Below are 18,606 nucleotides of genomic sequence, written 5' to 3'. Positions count from 1 at the left end.
GGAGTGATTGGAACGGCCCGGCTTCTGGTAAGGCGAGGGGGCGTTTGAAATCTCAAACGGAATCCTAGGGTGCCGAAAACCTGAGGGCAATAGCCCGTTCGATAAAATCAACAAAAAGTCGTTACTGTTTGTCGAAATCCTGATCAAAGATGACCAGATGCTGGACCATCGTTCAACATCACGAACAAAGGAACCCGCATGGACGCCAAGCCCTGACATCGGTATTATTGCGCCCCCATAAGCATCCGTAGCTCAGCTGGATAGAGTACTGCCCTCCGAAGGCAGGGGTCGTGGGTTCGAATCCCGCCGGATGCGCCATTGCATAGTTTCTAGTTGTCTCCAGATGCCTACGAAACGATCGGAAAAGCCCGCCTAGTGCGGGCTTTGTCGTTTCTGGTTGTCTCCCGTTGTGTCTCCCTATACTCGGTCTTGGTGTATCCCCTTGTGTACCCCTGGGGATAAATCGAACTGAAGGGATACAAGCGTGTGAAACGATCAGAAATCAAGCGCAGGCCGCTCAGCGACACGGCTGTAGCTGGCCTGGAGCCTGAGGCGCGGGAGTACCGCGAGCATGACGGCAATGGCCTCTACCTGCGGGTGAAACCAGAAGGCCAGAAGTCCTGGCAGCTGCGTTACAAGAATCAGGCTGGGAAATGGAGCTGGCTGGGTCTGGGCGGATACCCCGCCATCAGCCCTGCGCTGGCTAGGAAGAAAGCAGCCGAACTGCGGAAGGAAATCTCCCACGGCAACGACCCTCTATTAATAAAGAGGGAGCAACAGGCAGCCGAACTCGAGGCGGCAACCAATACGTTCGAGAAACTGGCCAGAGAGTGGATAAAGATCCGAACACCCGGTTGGGCAGAGAACACTACTGTCCGCACAGTCGGCGCCCTGGAGCTTCATGTCTTCCCCGTCTTCGGCAAGCGCCCGTTTGCGCAGATCCTGCCCATCGAGTGGATGGAGTTCCTCCGAGGTATGGAGCAGAAGGGCATCATTGAGCAGATGAGCCGTGTGCGTCGCTCTTGCAAGGAAATCTACGACCTCGCCCGCGTCACCGGCCGCGCCATTCACAATCCGCTCGAAGGCCTCAATCGCTTTCTGCAGACCAAACCTGCGGAGAACTACGCACACGTCACGGCCCGGGAGCTGCCAGAACTTCTGCGCGCCATTAGTGCCTATCCTCACGCCCAGGACGTACGACTCGGCCTTCGTCTCCTGATGCTGACAGGCGTCCGGCCAAGCGAGTTGCGTGAGGCCCCATGGGAGGAGATTGATTTCCGCAAAGCTCTTTGGAGCATCCCGGCATCGAGAATGAAGAAGCGCCGCGATCACCTGGTACCGCTTTCTCGCCAGGCGCTGGATGCGCTCAAACAGTTGCATGTGATGTCCGGGCGCTACCCTCTTCTCTTCCCCGGCCGGAGCGATCGCAAGAAGCCACGTAGCAATATGGCCTTCAATATGGCGCTACGTCGGATGGGGTATGAAGGTCGCCAAACCGGACACGGATTTCGACACATCGCGTCGACGACGCTACGTGAGCACGGCTTTCCTCGGGAACATGTGGAGGCCCAACTCGCACATGTTGAGGAAGGTGTGTCGGGTGTTTACAACAAGGCGATATACCTGGAGCAGCGCAAGACAATGATGCAGTGGTATGCAGATTATCTTGATGAGCTCGAACGCGGAAACGTCGTTCAGGGTGATTTCAAGGGGGGAATGGTATAGCCGAAGGCGGGGTTGCCCCCGCCTCACGCGGACCTCAAAGCTTGCCGGTGACGACCGAGAGCATCAGGCAGATGTGATGATAGAGCTGGTATTCCTTGTTTTTCGGAAGGCCCGAGAACGTCCCGTTCTCAACGTGCTCGGCGTACATGTCCAACGCAGCATCGCTCCCAAACTCTCGTGGTCTTTTCTTCGCTTGGCCGACGAGCTTCCGAGCCGCCTGAAGAAATTTTGAGGCCGCATCACCTATATCCCGATCACGATCATCGGAAACGAAATGCTCCACCCACACATCAGCAGTCTTCTGATTTTTGTAAGTAGCGTGGATAGCAATAGCACCTGGTTTGCCGCCGCCAACTTCAAGGACTCGCCCGGTAATGGTGTAGTCACCTATGACAGCAAACGACTTACCAATATTCTTATGACGATCCGTGAAGAATTCAGCGCCATCATAGTCAGCATTACGAGGCAGCTTATTAAACTCATCACGAACATCAATAAGCTTTTCTTTTGGCAGCATAGCCACTTGAGCAGCAGCTATTCGCTCATTCAGAACCGCATGATACGCAACTCTTGCATTAGAGATAACTGACTTGAATTCGGCATCATCTAGAGGAGTGCTGCTGTAGAGCAATGCCAAAGCACGACCTGCATACTTTTCGCAGAAATTTTCTATTTTTGCTTTCGTCGAATGCGGCCCAACAAGGTAACCCGGAATCAAGGACGGGTATTTAGCGAAAACCCCGTCCAGATCAGCGCGGAATTGCTGCTGCGCTCCGACATTATCGTGAAACTCATTCTGAAGCGGATTAACGACAATGATTAACGGCCGCTCCGCCTTCCCAAACTCGTCCATACAGCGGAGCAGACTGGAGACGTTGGCAACCACCGGTTCCAGTATTGGTAGGAGCGCGGACAAGTCGACATCGTTCTTAAGCAAATTCCTCAAAGCAAGCAGTTCTGATGCACGAGCGTACAAATAGGGGCTATACATTACATCCTTCCCTGGTTGACCAAGTTAATTACAAGGCATCTCCAATGCTGCTAAGGCTCGTTGCCGCTGAGGCTTTGACAAAGGAGATGAGTATCCTAAAACGCGCAAGCATTCTGGCAAGGCGCTTAGAAAGCCGACAACTTCTTCGTTTATCGTTCGTTTTCTCATTGCTGACAGAAACGCATAATGAGCAAAATCATAATTAAGCTCTGAGAAAACTTCTTCGCAATGGCTGGCAATCAAACCATTCGGCAGATCTATTTTCACGCCGAACTTCTTTTCTAAAGCCGAAACATACTCGTCCCGGCGGAGCATTCTAAACACAGCGCGCGGATCAACATTCTCTATGTTCCGCGCCGCCTCACGTACAGTCTTAAGTCTGTCACGAGAGTCCAGTGACAAAACCCCAACTCGTTCATCGCATGAACTAGCATACCGTTGCGCCAAGTCAGGATGGGTCACAACGTAAACCCGATCGAACGCTTTCAGATAGTCAGGAGTTTGAGTAACCAATCTACGAGGAGAGTCAAACTCAGTCTTTATTTCGTACGCAGTGGATGTACCATTAAAGACAGCAACATCGACTATTGATCGACCAACCGGCAACTCCACCGACAGCGCTGTAGTTCTTGGGCTGTGGCGACCGAAAACTATTCGATTCGCTATCGCAGACTTATAAACATATTCATTTCGATAGGTCGAACGAAGAGCCTTATATGCCCCCGAAAAAAGCTCACCGACTGTCCGAAAATCCGTGGTCACACCTGCCGCGACCAGGCTCTTGAACACACGTTTGGGCTCTTCACCTTTCGCCAAAGAAGTGAATATGGGTCGACTGAGTGCTCGGGCGAGTATTCGGGCGCGCTCTACATCTTGGTGCATGCCGACATCCATTCGGTTTTCTGCTTTTTGAATCATCAAGAAAGTCTATCAGGCCGGTGAAAACACGAGCTGAGAATCTGACGCCCTGTCGAGCGAACTCCCCTTGATGTCCACGTCCCATCGTTCCATCAGGGCCATGGACCTAGACCATGCCACCAAGGAATCCTTGTAGCAACGCCTCCTACAACCCGCTCTCGTTCCATTCCTCACCAGTCCTGACGATGCTTGGGCCGTCCAGAAAACGGAGGCCCACAGCTCATGACCGAGCCACTCGACCAACGCCAACCCACGACCAGGATCTTCAAACGACGCTGCCCTGACTGCGGAGCGTCGCTGGTCAAGCGCAGCTCCGAGAGCAAGCACCTGCTCATGTCCACCACCTACCTCGTCTGCCACAACGCGGTGTGCGGCGCGACCTTCACGGGGGTGGACGAGATCACACACCGACTGAGTCCGCCAAGCCGGCCGAATCCAGCGATAACTCTGCCCTTTGCACCCAGTGCGCTCCGCCGTGGCGTGCTCGAGCAACAAGGCTTGCCAAGTGAGATGGAGAACCAGGCGCCTGAATTTAAGGGTCTGCCAAGGCCGCAGGGTGTTGAGCTATGAGCGGCCAGCCGCAAACGCCCTCGCCGCTGCTTGCCCTGGTGCGCATGCCCGAATTGATGTCGCTTACCGGCCTGGCTCGACCCACCGTTTACAAGATGCTCAAGCGCGACCCCACCTTCCCCAAGCCCGTAAAGCTCAGCGATAGCAAGGCTCGCAACGCGCCGGTTGCCTTCGTGCTGAGTGAGGTGCAGGCGTGGATTCAGGGGCGCATCGAGGCGCGGGGGGAATGCCGATGAGCCGGGGCCGAGCAGCAACCTTTCAGCCGCACCAAGGCCTGCAATTGGGCAACCGCCTGCTGCGCCGGCGTGAGGTGGAGTTGAAGACGGGCAAGAGCCGCGCGGCGATCTACGCAGAGATCCGTGCCGGCACCTTCCCGGAGCCGGTGCCCATTGGGCGAAACAGCGTGGCCTGGCTGGAGGCGGAGGTCGATCAGTGGATCTCCGACCGCCTGGCAGAACGCAACCGAGCAAGCGCGATGCGGGGGGCTCGCACTTCTCGACTCACTCAGGAGATCCAGCCATGAACCACTACACCCTCAACATCAACGGCCAGTCGATCCGCTTCACCCTGGAAGACTTCGCCGCTCTGGAGGCCGTCATGCTCGAGGCCGCTCGCAAGCCGGGGAAAGAAGCTTTCCGCGACTCCAGCTCAGGGCGCATCTCAGCCACCCTGGAGCTGGGCGCCACACCCGGTCGCCTGAAGTCGCCGACGCCGCCTGGCGGCCGCCAGTTCCTGAGCCAGCAAGGCCAGATCCTCACCGACTGCTAACCCGCCCACTCAATGCCTAACCGCTGCCCGGCCTCGCGCCGGGCGGCCAGGGGATTCTCATGCCTCAGAAAAGACAAAGCCCCGGCAAGCGCGCCAACGCTGCCAGGGCCAATTACCGCAGAACTCGCGGGCCGCAACCTATCACGACGGCCAGGGCTTTCGCCCCTGTTGGCGCGCTTCACCCGCTGGCATCGGAATGTTCTGACAACCTGCAACAGCTCGCCGGAGCCTTGCCAAGCTCGGGCCAGCAGACCTATATTCCCGACCTCGCGGCAAAATCCGCGAGTGGGTTTGGCGACCCATCTGAGAACTTGGCGCACGAGCGCCCATACCCCATTGCAGGCGCTTTTTTTGTGCCCGCAGTGTCGTGCTATGGCAGCTGTGCGTGGGAGACCTTCGGGTCTGCCGGATTCCAAGTTCTCCGGTTCGCCAACCTGCGCACAGCTGCCACCCTAAATCGTTTGGCGACGATTGGTGGCAGCTCCATTTACGAACTTGGAGCCTCACCATGCGTCTTCTGCACGCCCTCAATCCGTCCCCACGCTTCACCCGCGCACTCGCACACCGGGCCATGGCCTTCGCTGCACTCCGCGCAAACTCCAGCCTTTCCACCCGTCTCGCCCGCTACAACCACCACATGCATCTCGCCCGCCTCGCTGCCGCCGAGCAGGTTGCCGAGGAGGTGCGCCATGTCTAGCCCTCACTCATCCCGCCATCCCTTCTCACACCCCCTTGTCTCAAGCCAATCGCTGGCCAGGGAGGTGAGTCATGTCTGACGTCATTCCTGCTCTCGCCCAACTGATCGGCGCCTTCCAGAACTGGGCACCTGGTGAAGGTGCGCCCCGCCCTGCCCTCGAGCGCGTCATGGACGCCATCGAGATCCTCAACGACAACCCCGAAGCCAAGGCCGAGCTGCGTGCCGCCGTGGCCGATGCTCGCCAACACGGCGCACAGCACATCGACGGTGTGCCCCTGGTCGCCCTGCACTGCCTGCTGCTGGAGGAAGAACGCCATGACTAAGCTCGTGCCCCTCACCACTAACGCCCCCAATGCGCCGGTGCTGCTCATCGATGCTGCCCGCCCCTACCTCGAGCTCCAGGAGGCCGCTGAACAACGCCTGAGCACTGCCCGGGATCTGCTCTGGAGCCTGTCGTCCATGGTGATCACGCACGCTGATGGCAAGGACGTTAGCCGTGTGGCCGACGCCGCCTACGTGCTGCTGGAAGACGCCAGTGATCTGTTCCAGGCCGCTCGCAAAGCTGCCTTGCGCGATGGAGGTGAGCCATGACGAAGCCAAGCATCCCGGAGCTGATTCGCCTCGTGGCCGAGCACGCCCTGCGCACCGCCGACACACTGTTGCCGGAGTGGCTACCGGAAGGCACTCGCCAAGGCCGCGAATGGGTAGCGCGCAACACCGTACGAGGGGACCGGCGCGCCGGTTCCTTCGGCGTGTCCCTGGACAGTGGCCGCTGGAACGACTTTGCCGATGACAGCGCCCACGGCAGCGATCTCGTGTCGTTGCTGGCCTACCTGCAGGGCAGCGGCCAACTGGAAGCCGCGCAAGCCATCGACCAGCGCCTCGCCCTGGGCGTGTTTGGCTCTGCTGGCAACGCCATGGCCCTGCCCCAGGAAAGCGACGCCGATCGGTTGGCCCGCGAGGCCTATCAGCGCGAGCAGCGGGAACGTCTGGAGCAGCGTCACCGGACCGTTGCCGCAGAAGCCTCGCGGCTCTGGGAGATGGCGCGGCCAGCTGACCGTCACCATCCCTACCTACAAGCCAAGGATGTAGTGCCCTACAACCTGCGCCAACTGCGCGGCGGCCGCTTGCTGGTTCCTCTGTGCTTGGATGGCCATCTGGTGAATCTGCAATTCATCGACAGCCAGGGCGACAAGCGCTTCCTCAGTGGCGGCCGCGTGAAGGGCGCCTATTCGCCGCTGGGCCGAGTCGAAGGCCCCGGCCGCTTGTTCGTCTGCGAAGGCTGGGCCACGGGCGCCACGCTGCACGCCCACACCGGCTGCCCGGTGGTGTGTGCCATGAACGCCGGCAACCTCAAGGCGGTGGCCATCGCCATGCGTGCGCAGCACGGCGCAGACGTCGAGCTGGTGATTGCCGGCGACGACGACCGCCAGAGCAAGGGCAACCCGGGCCGCGTTGCCGCCAACCGCGCGGCGCTCGCCGCTGAGGCGCTGGTGGTCTACCCGAAGTGGCCGGCCGATGCCCCGCTCGAGCTTTCCGACTTCAACGACCTGCACCTCTGGCAGACGCGCAAGTACAAGGAGCACTGACCATGAAGGACCAGGACCACAAGCCTCATCTGAGTCTGGTGGGCGAGCCCTCTGAACCCACGCCCGAGAAGATCGAGCGGCCCTGCTTTGCCGTGTACGACCAGGACACCCACCGCGAGGGCAAGCACTATCGCGCCGGCACCTGGTACCACGGCGCGCGGCAGAGCGGCCCTGATGACAAGACGATTCCGGTGGACCACTGGATCTGCGCCCCGCTGCACATCGAGGCGGAGACGGTGAACAGCGAGGACGGCAGCATCGGCCGCCTGCTGAGCTTCCACTACCGCGGCCGACGCATTGAGTGGGCAATGCCCATGGAGGCGCTGGCCGGCAAGGCGGATGAAGTGCTCAAGGCGCTGATGCGCCAGGGCCTGACCATCGAATACCAGCAGCGGCGCTATGTGGCGCCCTATCTGGCGAGCCAGCATTCACCCGACCTGGTGATCGCTACCACCACCCGCCCGGGCTGGCATGAATCCGGGGCGTTCGTGCTGCCGTCGCGGGTGATTGGCGGCGACAACGTGCGCTTCCAGGACTCCGGTCGCGCGGTGAACCTGTTCACCAGTCGCGGCACCCTGGACGGCTGGCGCGCCGAGGTGGGCCGCTACTGCCTCGGCAACCCGGTGCTGATCCTCGCCGTGTGCTGCGCCCTGGCCGGGCCATTGCTGGCCAAGGTGGGCGTGAACGGTGGCGGCGTGCACCTGGTGGGCGACTCTTCCAGCGGCAAGTCACTGGCGCAGCTGGTGGCCGCTTCGGTGTGGGGCAACCCGGGCACCTTCGCGGCGTCCTGGGACGTGTCCAAAGGTGGTGTGGAGATCGAGGCCGCCTCGCGCAACGACACGGTGCTGATCCTGGACGAGATCAAGCGCGCCGACCCCAAGCGCGTCCAGGAGATGGCCTACGCCATCGCCAACGGCATGGGCAAAGGCACCATGACCCGCGAGCGCGAAGGCCGCGCCAAGCTCACCTGGCGCGTGCTGGCTCTGTCCAGTGGCGAGCGCTCGCTGTCCGAGCACGCCGCCATCAGCGGCAACAGCGCCCACGCCGGCGCCGAGCTACGCCTAGTGGACGTGAACGCCGGCACCCGCCCCTTCCGCGCCTTCGATGAGGTGCATGGCATGACCGGCCAGGAGTTCCACCGCGTGCTCAGCGACACAGTGGTTCAGCACTACGGCCACCTCGGCCCGAGCTTCGTCGAGCAGCTGGTGGAGCAGCCAGAACGGGACGCCCTGTTGGCTGCCTTCCAACAAGTGCGGGAGCGCTTCCACACCGAGAGTTCGCAGGCCGGCCGCGTGGCCGACCGCTTCGCCATCATGGCGCTCGCCGGGGAGATGGCCATCTCTCAGCAGCTCCTGGACTGGCCCGCCGGCACAGCCGAGCAAGCGCGCCGCCAGCTGTTCAACGAATGGCTCGCCAGGATGGGCGACGGCAACGCGGAGGATCGGCAGATCCTGCGCGGCATCGCCGACTTCATCGCCCTGCACGGCGACAGCCGCTTCTCCAGCATCCACGCCCAAGTCGCCGATAACACCGTGCGCGAGCGGGCCGGCTACTTCGAGCTGGAGTTCGACCGGCGCCTGTTCCTGTTCAACTCGCCGGCACTGGCACAGGCGGCGCCAGGGTTTGGTGCTGAGCGAGTTGTGCGCGCACTGATGACAGCGAAAGCGCTGGCCAAAACGGATGGAGATGCCAAGGGCGGCCGCCGCTCGAAAAAGTACCGCCTGCCAGGAGGAGGCAGTTCCCGTTTCTACGTCGTCGACCCCGAGCGATTGGAGAAGGAGGGAGAAAGTCAATGACAAGGTGCAAAGCACGCCTGCCAGTTAGATGGAAATTCACTGGGAACGTGGGAACAGGGGAACAAGCCAGCAACGGCGGGGCTTACAGCTGTTCCCACCTATTAGAGATGAGTGGGAACGTGGGAACACAACTCTGTTCATTTAATAGCCAGTTTGCCTTGTCTGTTCCCACCAAAAAAACGCCGGGAACAAAACGCACCTCTGAAACCCGCATGGTTACTGGGTTGTTCCCCTCGGGCCACGTTCCCACCGATTTCGAAATCAGACGTGTGAACAAGGGGGGTGTGAGAGATTTTTATTGACACAACTCTCGACTCTCGTTCCACGCCACCTCTGGCAAGCCTTCTGCTCGAGGGGCACTTCCGCCTCCTCGAGCACCTTTCCCTGGCCGGCAACCTCGGCCATTTACCCTGGAGATCAGAAATGACCGACCACACCTCTGCACTACCTGAAGCCATCCGTGACGCCCTGGAACGCCACCAGGAAGCCAAGGCCAGTTACTGGATCCTGCGCGACCGGTTGAAGGTCCTTGGCGAGCGCCTGGAGAAACACCGTAAGACCGAGGCTGCTGCCAAGGCCCAATCGGAACTGGCCGGCTCCACCTGGCGCGCCAAGTTCCGCGCCGCCGATGGCGAGCTGAGCAAGGAGATCCGTGACCTGAAGCGGGAAGAGCTGGATGCCCGTGAGCTTGCCGAGGAGTACGGCCACCTGGTGGCGGAGCTTGAGCCGGAGTTCGGTCTGATGCAGTTGGACACAGCGGAGGCATTCCTGTGCGTCGATCAACGCCGGGAAAGTGTCCATGACCTGTACGCGCGCCACTGCCTGGACAGCACCGCCACCGCCCTGCTCTCCCTGCCCGAAGGCCAGGCCTTCATCAGAGCCCTCGCCCGCTACCGGCCCACCATAAGTCGCGAGCTGGCCAAGCACCCTGCCTATGAACCAGATGGCCAAGCGGCGACGCAAAAGCAGATCCGCGAAGCACTCCAACTGCGCCAGGGCCAGGCACTCAATGACCTGGTACAGAAAGCCACGGCCGATCCTGTTGAGCACCAGGACGACCCGATCTGGCAGCAACTGGAACCGGAAGCATTGAGTGAATATGAGCTGCCGGAGGAACAGATCGGCAGACCCATGAACCGCAAGAACCGCCGCCAAGAACTGGAGGCCCTGCTAAGCGCTCGGAAACAGCCGGTAAGCGCCGAGTAACCCGCCCCCTACCCTTTCCCCATCAAGCCGCCCTCGGGCGGCTTTCTTGTGCGCCCTGGAGCGACTTGGGGCGCTAGCTGTCCCCTTGGCGAGCAGCCACCCCGGCCACCGCCGCCATCTCCTGGCGCGCGCTGTCGTCCCCCCACCACGCCTGCGGGCTAGATAGGGTGATTTTTCTGCATGCCTGCAAGAGCCCCTGAGCCGGCCTTGGTGCGCCTGTTGGCCACGGATTTACGAAGGCTCCTTCCCTGCAAATCTCTGCACAGTACGCGGGGAAGCTGTGCTTGACATGCTCCATTGTTGTGGAACCAAATTGCCACCATTTGGCCACCTTGCTCAAGAAGGCTTGAGCGGGCTTTAGGAACTTATTCCGCAGGGACGCACTATGATTTTTAGCTTGCTACTTAGAAATTTCAAAACTTACCAAGGCATTAATTACATTGCTCTTTCAAATGGCAGAACCTTTAGCGCCTTAGTGGGAGAAAATGGAGCAGGGAAGAGTTCGGTACTCGAGGCACTCAACAGCTACTTCAATAGTGCCGACTGGAACTTTAATCACACTCTTTCGAAGGGATTTCAAGAGCGAGAACCATTTATATGCCCCATTCTGCTAATAGAAAAGTCACGCCTCCCCGCTCTCAGTCATGACTGGCTAATAAACAAGCTCAGTGAAATGACATGGAAATCAAAAATAGCCGACTTCAACCCATCAGTTAAGATTCACGCGGAACTCTTCTTCCAGCAAAGGGGTGAGCTTTCCAGTTCAGGAATCAATGAGAGCACTCACTATCTATTTCCATTCGGCATATTGAAATCCAACAGAACCGCAGCTCCAACAAGCTACTTTTCAATATTTGAAACGCTACCTGACTGTGCCGCACTACAAAACTACTCCACGTATCAGGACGCGATAATAGAACTCCAGAGAAGCGTCCAAGCCTACTACAATTACATATACCTCCCGTCGGAACTTGACTTTAGAGAGCACACCAAGCTTGAAAGTAGAACCATGCAAGCCTTGTTGGGACAAAAGATAGACCAAATCGTCCGTGGGCTAATAGACAAAAGCGTTATCGCAGATATCAACACTAAGCTAGGAGAGTTTCTTGACAGCTTATCTGAGCGACTTGTCCATTACGAGTACCGTAAGCCGGCATTGAAGCAGAGCTTAGTGAACTTAACCCATTTCACCGAGACGATTATCGAGTCCTACTTTGGATCAAAGGTATTAAATAAGAAAACCGGCAAAGACAACACGGTTCCAGCAGCCGATCTCAGCTCCGGCGAAAAGCGACAGGCATTAATCGATGTTGCACAAGCCTTTCTAACCTCTTCCACTGCATCTACGAGTCAGCAGTTAATTCTTGCTATTGATGAACCCGAATTATCCTTGCATGTTTCTGCATGTTTCAATCAGTTTGAGAAACTTAGAGACGTTTCTGAGAGTGGCGTCCAGGTGCTCGTCACCACGCATTGGTATGGGTTCATGCCAATCTTATCGAGCGGAGTCGCAGTTTACTGCCCTAAAATAGAGGGTGAGCCAGTTCTGATAGACCTCAGGTGCTTCCGAGAGGACATAAAAAAGCTCAGAAAGGTAACCAGTGGTCGACTGCCAGCAGAGTTAGAACTGAAAGGGGTTAATGACCTCGTCCAATCCATCGTGGCATCAATAACGGCCGCAAGTTACAGATGGATTATCTGTGAAGGGTCCGCAGATAAAATCTACCTTGACCATTACTTGAAAGGTCAAGGCTATCTAATCGTTGCTGTTGGTGGGAGTCCCGCCCTAAAAAAAATACACACCTATCTTGAACTTGCCCTTAGTGATGCCAAAGACGACATTAGTGGGCGAGTATTCCTGCTACTTGACACAGACAAGAAGTATGAAAGATTCGACTCCAAAGACTCAATAAAAGAAATTCTAATCAAACGAATAAAAAACAACGAAGAAACTCAGAGAACCGAGTTAATCGACACGAACAATAACGATTTCCATCCAGCCACTGTAATCGAGGACACACTAATACCTCGTTACTTTCTTCAAACACTCAAGAGTTTCCAAGGCGACGAGATTTATGGGCCCGAGATAATAAAAATTATAGGGGGCCTGAGTTCTCAAGATGAAAATATGCCCCCTTCATTTTCGCTTAACCTACGTCGACTTGAACTGAAAATTATTGATGATTTATTTTCCATGGCCGGATTTAAAGTCAAATTCGCTCTCAAGTACATTGAACTTTCCAACCCAAATGAGCGACCAGCGTGGATGCAAGGCATAGTTGACTTTCTTTCGACCGAAAATAATCAACGAACTCGGCAGCGCCGCAAAAAAGCAACTGGTAGCTAGTCGGAAATTTAGCCTCAAATAGCTAAATCAACCAAAGTAATTATCCAAACTTGCTCTCCAGCAATAGAGCGGGAACAGAAGAGCACATCGCATAGAAAGTCACTCTAGAGGTCGATTAATGCTGCGAGTATCTGAAATTTTACACGATCAACGAATGGTTAGCCTGCTACCAGAAAGCGCCCGGCTTATTGATAAAAACAGCTATACCGTAGTTGTTGGAAAAAACGGAGTTGGAAAAAGTCGCCTACTAGCATCAATCGCAAAGAGTAAAATTACTCGAGACTATTACCGCATGATTGATTTTGATGGGGTCGGCTATAGAAATTATTACGAATACCCCCCTATGGTCATCGCTGTATCAACAAGCCCATTTGATAAATTCCCTAACCATCGCAGTAAAAGCAGTTCTGAACTTAGCAATTATCGGTACGTAGGAATGAGGGGAGAGGGGCCATATTCCGCATCTTCTGCAGTATCACTTATTTCATCAGCCTCCAGGGGCTTGCTCAACAAACTATTAAAACAAAACAACAACGCAAACTTCCTCGAAGTTTTTGAGGCTCTCTCGTTCTCGCCATTTGTTGGTTTTGTTTTCAAGCCTGCTTTCTTCAAATATTCTAGCGACGATGCTTTCGCCCCTCCTAGCCCTAACTATGCCCGCATTAGCACCGCCGAAGAACTAGATGCCATATTCCTGGACGAGAGATATCTAAATGCATACCAAAGATTGGACATGGAAGACCAATCAAATGCCGTAAATGCAATGAGCAATCTTGCCAGCCATTTCGACCAGCGAAAAGCACTCGTCTTGGAAGTTGACTTTTCAACAAACGAAATTTACTTGAGTGGCTCTCGCACGCACCCTCATATTGTCCATTCAATTCAAATATTAATGGATGTTGGCCTAGTCAGACTGATGGACCTTAGGCTCCACAAAGAAGACTACGGGCAGCTAAACTTGAAGAGAGCAAGCTCTGGCGAGCAGTGCTTAATGGTTATGATGTTGGGAATAGCAGGGCACATTGAAGACGGCTCTCTTATCCTTATAGATGAACCCGAGATAAGCTTGCACCCTAGATGGCAAGAGGAATTTATGCGCCTTCTGACATCGGCATTTTCTGGATATCGTTATTGCCACTTCATTGTAGCAACCCACTCGCCCCAGATAGTCGCCAGAATGGACAACTGCGAGTCATACATATACTCCCTGAGCAAGGACAGACTATACAGCTCAAAAGATTTCAACAACAAGTCTGCTGATTTTCAACTTGCAGAGCTATTTGATGCCCCTGGGCTAATGAACGAGTACATCTCAAGAGTTAGTTTCAACCTAATGGCAAAACTGAGAGCTAGAAAGACAATCGACTCAGAAACAACAAACGAATTAAACAAACTGCTTGAGTTAAGAGAAAAACTTAGCGTCGGCGACCCTACCATTGCGCTAATCAACTCCGTCTACGAGCTGTATCAGCACTATGCCAGCAATTAATAATTCAGTTGAATTCACTGAGCAAAGCAATATAAAGATCGGCGAAGTGAAGCGAGAACCTAAATTTAGCCACACAAGATGGAGCGACCCTGATCTCGAGGCAATAAGGTGCGAGGTCAGGGACTTTTACAGAAAGGAACAGCGCCTAAATTGCGCATACTGCCTTAATCCAGTTACAGCCAGGTCCGCTCAAGGAGCGCATGTTGACCACATTGTTCCAAAGTCGATCTACCCCCAGTTCATGTTTGAGCCCAAAAATCTCTGTGTCACTTGCCCAGACTGCAATGAATACAAGAGCCAGAGAGAAGTATTAGCAGACCCTGCAATTAAAACAAACCCGAAGAAAAAGTATCCGACTGACAAGAAAAATTATCGAATCTTCCATCCGCACCTAGATGACTACTCCAGTAATATAATTAAGGCGGGATTTCTCTATTTTGAAAATAGTCCAGAGGGTGGATACACCATCTATGTGTGCAACCTGAACCGCTTTACACAACAATTTGGAATGTCGGAAGAGTTCATCCATAATTTGACACTGATGGCGGAGGCAGAACGATTCCATGGAGGCTAAGCCGCTTGGTCTACTTTTCCGCTGCTATGAAGTCGCTCAGTTGAAAGCAGCGGGCGAGAATCAGCAATACTTTGTATCCCTTCATGTATCCCGCCGCCTTCTACAGGGCATAAATAGATTATATATCAGAGACTTATAAAGCTCGTTCGAATCCCGCCGGAGCGCCATACACGAGAAGGCCCCAGGAGAAATCCTGGGGCCTTTTTCGTTTTCGGATAAATCCGATGTCATGAACCGGCAGGGGCGACCTACCTGTAGACCCGGACGCGGATGCTAGCGGTGCCGAAGCCCGGCAGGATGCCGACGGGGATTACGGGAACTGACTGGATCAGTAGTCGCCGCGTTTGCGGAACGCCCAGCGCCCGGCCAGTACCGTGAAGGAGGCCACTAGCGCCACCAGCACCCAGAAGCCGTGGGGATCACCCGCCAGGGGAACGCCGCCGACGTTCATGCCGAAGAAGCCGGCGATGATGTTGATCGGCAGGGCGAGCACGGTGACCATCGTCAGGGTGAAGAGCGTGCGGTTGGTCTGCTCGTTGAGCTTGGCGGCGATCTCTTCCTGCAGGAGCTTGATGCGCTCGCCGAGGCTGGTGAGGTCGCTGATGATCAAGGTGAACTCCTCGGTGGCCGCTCGCAACTGCTGCACGTCCCGCTCCCGGAGCCATTCGGGAGGCCGGTTGAGCAATCGCAACAGAGAGCCCGGCTCCAACGCCAGCAGCCGCTGCAGGCGCACCAGGACGCGGCGCATGGCACTCAGCTCGGCGCGGTTGTCGGCGAGGCGCTGGGAGAGCATCTGGTCTTCGATACGGTCGACGTTCATTCCGGCCTCCCGAACGATCTGGGTGAGCAGGTCGCCCTGGTCGCGCAGCAGGTGGACCGGCAACTCGATCGGCGAGCTGAAGCGCTCGCCCTTCTTCACCGAGGAGCGCAGCTTGTCCACCGAGTGCAGCGGTTGCAGCCGCGCGCTCACCAGCAGGCGACTGCGCGCACAGGCCCAGAGGGTGGACACGTCCGAGGAAACCATTCCGAAGTTGAAGACCACGTCGTTGACCACAGCCAGCAGGGCGGCCTCGACGTGTTCGATCCGTGTGGAGCGCGAGCCTTCTCGCAGGGTCTCGAAGAAGGATTCCGGCAAGTCGAGGTTGACCTTCATCCAGCGCTCGCACGCCGCATGGGCCAGGTTGAGATGCAGCCAGAGGAACTCATCGGGCGAGCGTGGATTGTGCAGGCAGCGCAGGGCTTCGGCCGAGTCGACTTCCTGGCCCGACTCCCCCGGACGGAATACGAAGCCATAGAGCAGACCGTGGAGGTCGGCGTCCTGGGGACCTGAAAGCATGCCGAGATTCATGCGTGCGCGTGCGGATGGACGCTCAGCAATGCCGGGCGCCGCCATGCATCAGTCCGTGCAGCAGGCCGAAACGCAATCCCGGCTCGGAGGGGAACATTTCCTCGATGCCGAATACCTTGAATGCGGCCAGCATGACGGCCAGTCCGGCCGGGAGCGTGCCAAGCCGGTGTGTCTGCAGCCCATCCAGCTTCAGGCGCTTGACCTGGCCCGCTTCGAGCAGTTGCAGCGATAGGCGCAGCAGCCCGGTATAGGTGATGCCATCACGACCGCAGTCGTTGAGCTCATTGGCCTTGAGTACCTTGGCAAGCATGCGCGCCGTGCCGGAGGAGCCAACCGCGATGTGCCAGCCATGCTGGCGCACCTGCCGGGCTGCACGCGCCAACTGCACGCAGGCCGCCTGTTCGGCCATCTGGAGGGATCGGCTGTCGACGCGCCCGTCGTAGAAGTAGCGTTTACCGAAGGTGCCGCTTCCCACGGCAACGCTTTCGGTGAAGATCAGCTGACTTCCACGGCCAATGATCAGCTCGGTAGAGCCGCCCCCGATATCGACCACCAGGCGGGTGGTGGATTCGCACGGCATCGTATGGGCGATGCCGGCGTAGACAAGCGTGGCTTCTTCCTGACCGGAGATGACGTCGATGGGGAATCCCAGGCGCGCTTCGGCCCCCACCAGGAAGGTCGAAGCATTCCTGGCCTGACGGACGGCGCTGGTGGCTACGGCACGCACGCGCGCCTCCTCGAAGCCACGCAGGCGCTTGCCGAATCGCCCCAGGGCCCGCCAGCCACGCTCCAGTACGCGCGAGTCGAGGGCATTGTCCTGCAGGCCTTCGGTGAGACGAACGGGTTCGCGGAGTGTTTTGATCTTCTCGATGACCAGGCGCTTATCCCGAAGCACTCGCTGGCCGATCATCATGCGAAACGCATTGGAGCCGAGATCCACGGCAGCAAACAGCGAAGCATCGCCTTTCATGCAGAGAGTCCCTGTCTGGCTGGCAAGCGGGCGACTACTGCGGCCACCCATGAACATATAAAAAGGATGGGAAATGGTGCCGCGCAGCCCATGACACTTCGATGACAGGCCAGGGAGAAGCTGCCAGGTGGCGGGGAAGGACTCTGCGGGTGAAGACAGCGGGCCACGCAAGTGGCTGGCCCGTCGACTCAGGCGAGGGGACTAACAGCGCAGGGTACTGAAGCGAGATGCGTCAGCCCGCCAGCTCTCTGCAGAGGTCCTGGACCAGCCAGCTTTCGACATCAGCCTGGGAAAGCCCAAGCCCGATCAGGCTGAACAGCTTGCCCAGGGCAGCTTCCCGGGTCATCCCGGCGCAGGAAACCAGTCCGGCACTGGCCAGCAGGCTGCCAGCGGCATAGATGTCGAACTCGACAGATCCTTCGGGGCATTGGCTGATCGCCGCCAGCACCACGCCCCGCGCGTGAGCATCCTTCAAGGCAGCAAGCAACTCGGCATTGTCGGATGGGCCGGTACCACTGCCGTAGCATTCCAGCAGCAAGCCCTGGACGCCCGTTTCCAGTGTTGCGCGCAGCTGGGCCGCGCCTAGGCCTGGATACAGCGGCTGTACTGCCAATACCGCCGGACGACGGGGGTGGCGATAGTTGAGGGCGTCAGGAACGCTGCTGGCACGAATGCCACGTGCCGGGCGCCGTGATTCGGTGAAGGCGTCGAAGGCGTCGCTCTTCTGCTTGCCAGCCCGTGTACCCGGCAATAGATGGCCATTGAAATAGAGGTACACACCAGGCTCGATGCCGGTATGAAGTCGCTCCAGGGCGCCGAAGAGATTAGGCCAGGCATCGCCACCTTCGACGCCTGCTGGCTGCATGGAGCCGGTCAGTACCACCGGTACGGGCAACCCCAAGAGCAGGAAGGAAAGGCTGGCGGCGCTATAGGCCAGGGTATCCGTGCCGTGCAGGAGCAGGACGGCATCGCAGCCTTCCTTTTCCACACCCTCGACAATCGCATCCCGCATTTGCAGCCAGTTAGCCTGGGTCATATTGGCGCTGTCGAGGATTGGTGACAGCTCACGGAATATCCAATCAGGAACGAGCCGCTCGGGGTGTGCGGCCTGCTCGGCTCTCAGCCGTACTTCGAAGCCGGAAGCGGGTGCGAGGCCTGCGTCGGTCATCTGCATGCCGATGGTGCCCCCGGTATAGAGCACCAGGAGCTTGCGGGAGGGGGACATGGTTTCTCCGTTCTTGTTGTACTGCAGTCCCAGCCATCCTAATCCCGCTCGGTGCCCTGGCCTACGGGCTTTTGGTTGTATTTCGCGAGCTTGAGTTTTCTTGCGCGCAAAGACAAACCCCCGACACGCCTGGGCGTATCGGGGGTTTGGGATAGAAGCTTGACGATGACCTACTCTCACATGGAGAAGCTCCACACTACCATCGGCGATGCGTCGTTTCACTGCTGAGTTCGGGATGGGATCAGGTGGTTCCAACGCTCTATGGTCGTCAAGCAATTCGGTGGGGGGATCGTCCAGGACGCGCCCCCGAATCAGGTATGTGACAGTCTGTTTTTGCGGTTCAGGCCAATTTTCGGTCTGTCGACTTCAACCAGTCGCACCCACAATCACCAG

19 protein-coding genes, 1 tRNA gene and 1 rRNA gene are annotated in these 18,606 nt (G+C 57.3%); 15 read left to right on the top strand and 6 right to left on the bottom strand.

All coding sequences use genetic code 11. The features are described from left to right. The first annotated feature begins 241 nt into the window (after nucleotides 1-241). Both E8E91_RS06860 and E8E91_RS06855 read left to right on the top strand, forming a co-directional pair. Nucleotides 242-318 (top strand) — tRNA-Arg (locus E8E91_RS06860). A 168-nt stretch (nucleotides 319-486) separates the two neighbouring features. Continuing rightward, nucleotides 487-1,725 carry a tyrosine-type recombinase/integrase gene (locus E8E91_RS06855; RefSeq protein WP_280375129.1) on the top strand — a complete coding sequence of 413 codons (1,239 nt, stop codon included), beginning with the start codon at nucleotides 487-489 and terminating at the stop codon, nucleotides 1,723-1,725. Nucleotides 1,726-1,759: 34 nt separating this feature from the next. On the opposite strand, the gene E8E91_RS06850 is transcribed toward E8E91_RS06855, so the two are convergent. Together E8E91_RS06850 and E8E91_RS06845 are read right to left on the bottom strand one after the other, a co-directional pair. Further along, nucleotides 1,760-2,716 carry a sce7725 family protein gene (locus E8E91_RS06850; protein ID WP_280375128.1) on the bottom strand — a complete coding sequence of 319 codons (957 nt, stop codon included), beginning with the start codon at nucleotides 2,714-2,716 and terminating at the stop codon, nucleotides 1,760-1,762. Nucleotides 2,717-2,740: 24 nt separating this feature from the next. Next, entirely contained in the window at nucleotides 2,741-3,634 is an 894-nt protein-coding gene (locus E8E91_RS06845; RefSeq protein ID WP_280375127.1) for a sce7726 family protein, read from the bottom strand. A gap of 222 nt (nucleotides 3,635-3,856) precedes the next feature. Here E8E91_RS06845 and E8E91_RS06840 point away from each other — a divergent pair, with 222 nt between their 5' ends. From E8E91_RS06840 to E8E91_RS06780, 13 genes are all read left to right on the top strand, one after another. Further along, nucleotides 3,857-4,204, top strand: a complete 348-nt coding sequence (locus tag E8E91_RS06840; protein WP_280375126.1) for an ogr/Delta-like zinc finger family protein — start codon at nucleotides 3,857-3,859, stop codon at nucleotides 4,202-4,204. After that, nucleotides 4,201-4,440 carry an AlpA family phage regulatory protein gene (locus tag E8E91_RS06835; protein WP_280375125.1) on the top strand — a complete coding sequence of 80 codons (240 nt, stop codon included), beginning with the start codon at nucleotides 4,201-4,203 and terminating at the stop codon, nucleotides 4,438-4,440. The genes E8E91_RS06840 and E8E91_RS06835 overlap by 4 nt, the downstream gene beginning before the upstream one ends. Before the next feature lie 44 nt (nucleotides 4,441-4,484). Further along, on the top strand, nucleotides 4,485-4,727 hold the full coding sequence (locus E8E91_RS06830; protein WP_348532208.1) for an AlpA family transcriptional regulator: 243 nt from the start codon (nucleotides 4,485-4,487) through the stop codon (nucleotides 4,725-4,727). Beyond that, nucleotides 4,724-4,972 carry a hypothetical protein gene (locus E8E91_RS06825; protein ID WP_226284020.1) on the top strand — a complete coding sequence of 83 codons (249 nt, stop codon included), beginning with the start codon at nucleotides 4,724-4,726 and terminating at the stop codon, nucleotides 4,970-4,972. The genes E8E91_RS06830 and E8E91_RS06825 overlap by 4 nt, the downstream gene beginning before the upstream one ends. 517 nt (nucleotides 4,973-5,489) lie before the next feature. Then, complete coding sequence (locus E8E91_RS06820) at nucleotides 5,490-5,669, top strand: hypothetical protein (protein ID WP_280375162.1); 180 nt, start codon at nucleotides 5,490-5,492, stop codon at nucleotides 5,667-5,669. A 71-nt stretch (nucleotides 5,670-5,740) separates the two neighbouring features. After that, on the top strand, nucleotides 5,741-5,992 hold the full coding sequence (locus tag E8E91_RS06815; protein ID WP_280375123.1) for a hypothetical protein: 252 nt from the start codon (nucleotides 5,741-5,743) through the stop codon (nucleotides 5,990-5,992). Then, complete coding sequence (locus tag E8E91_RS06810; protein WP_280375122.1) at nucleotides 5,985-6,260, top strand: hypothetical protein; 276 nt, start codon at nucleotides 5,985-5,987, stop codon at nucleotides 6,258-6,260. Before E8E91_RS06815 ends, E8E91_RS06810 begins: the two co-directional genes overlap by 8 nt. Continuing rightward, nucleotides 6,257-7,258 (top strand): toprim domain-containing protein, encoded by a 1,002-nt coding sequence (locus E8E91_RS06805; RefSeq protein ID WP_280375121.1) that lies wholly within the window; start codon nucleotides 6,257-6,259, stop codon nucleotides 7,256-7,258. Before E8E91_RS06810 ends, E8E91_RS06805 begins: the two co-directional genes overlap by 4 nt. Before the next feature lie 2 nt (nucleotides 7,259-7,260). Then, a complete protein-coding gene (locus E8E91_RS06800; protein WP_280375120.1) occupies nucleotides 7,261-9,054 on the top strand; it encodes a DUF927 domain-containing protein in 1,794 nt (597 codons plus the stop codon). 423 nt (nucleotides 9,055-9,477) lie between these two features. Continuing rightward, complete coding sequence (locus tag E8E91_RS06795) at nucleotides 9,478-10,260, top strand: hypothetical protein (protein ID WP_280375119.1); 783 nt, start codon at nucleotides 9,478-9,480, stop codon at nucleotides 10,258-10,260. A gap of 385 nt (nucleotides 10,261-10,645) precedes the next feature. Beyond that, complete coding sequence (locus E8E91_RS06790; protein WP_280375118.1) at nucleotides 10,646-12,607, top strand: AAA family ATPase; 1,962 nt, start codon at nucleotides 10,646-10,648, stop codon at nucleotides 12,605-12,607. A 154-nt stretch (nucleotides 12,608-12,761) separates the two neighbouring features. Next, the gene (locus E8E91_RS06785; protein WP_280375117.1) at nucleotides 12,762-14,096 is read left to right on the top strand and encodes an ATP-binding protein; all 1,335 of its coding nucleotides are present in this window, start codon (nucleotides 12,762-12,764) and stop codon (nucleotides 14,094-14,096) included. A gap of 46 nt (nucleotides 14,097-14,142) precedes the next feature. Further along, on the top strand, nucleotides 14,143-14,670 hold the full coding sequence (locus E8E91_RS06780) for an HNH endonuclease (protein ID WP_280375116.1): 528 nt from the start codon (nucleotides 14,143-14,145) through the stop codon (nucleotides 14,668-14,670). A gap of 328 nt (nucleotides 14,671-14,998) precedes the next feature. On the opposite strand, the gene E8E91_RS06775 is transcribed toward E8E91_RS06780, so the two are convergent. The 4 genes from E8E91_RS06775 to rrf form a co-directional block, all read right to left on the bottom strand. Beyond that, entirely contained in the window at nucleotides 14,999-16,018 is a 1,020-nt protein-coding gene (locus E8E91_RS06775; protein ID WP_280375115.1) for a transporter, read from the bottom strand. A gap of 22 nt (nucleotides 16,019-16,040) precedes the next feature. Next, complete coding sequence (locus tag E8E91_RS06770; protein ID WP_280375114.1) at nucleotides 16,041-16,988, bottom strand: Ppx/GppA family phosphatase; 948 nt, start codon at nucleotides 16,986-16,988, stop codon at nucleotides 16,041-16,043. 232 nt (nucleotides 16,989-17,220) lie between these two features. Beyond that, a complete protein-coding gene (locus tag E8E91_RS06765; protein WP_280375113.1) occupies nucleotides 17,221-18,213 on the bottom strand; it encodes an asparaginase in 993 nt (330 codons plus the stop codon). A 157-nt stretch (nucleotides 18,214-18,370) separates the two neighbouring features. After that, a 5S ribosomal RNA gene (rrf, locus tag E8E91_RS06760) occupies nucleotides 18,371-18,486 on the bottom strand. Nucleotides 18,487-18,606 lie beyond the last annotated feature (120 nt).

Source organism: Pseudomonas sp. BN515, from assembly GCF_029873155.1.
Lineage (GTDB): Bacteria > Pseudomonadota > Gammaproteobacteria > Pseudomonadales > Pseudomonadaceae > Metapseudomonas.
This window is presented reverse-complemented; position numbering and strand designations above follow the sequence as displayed.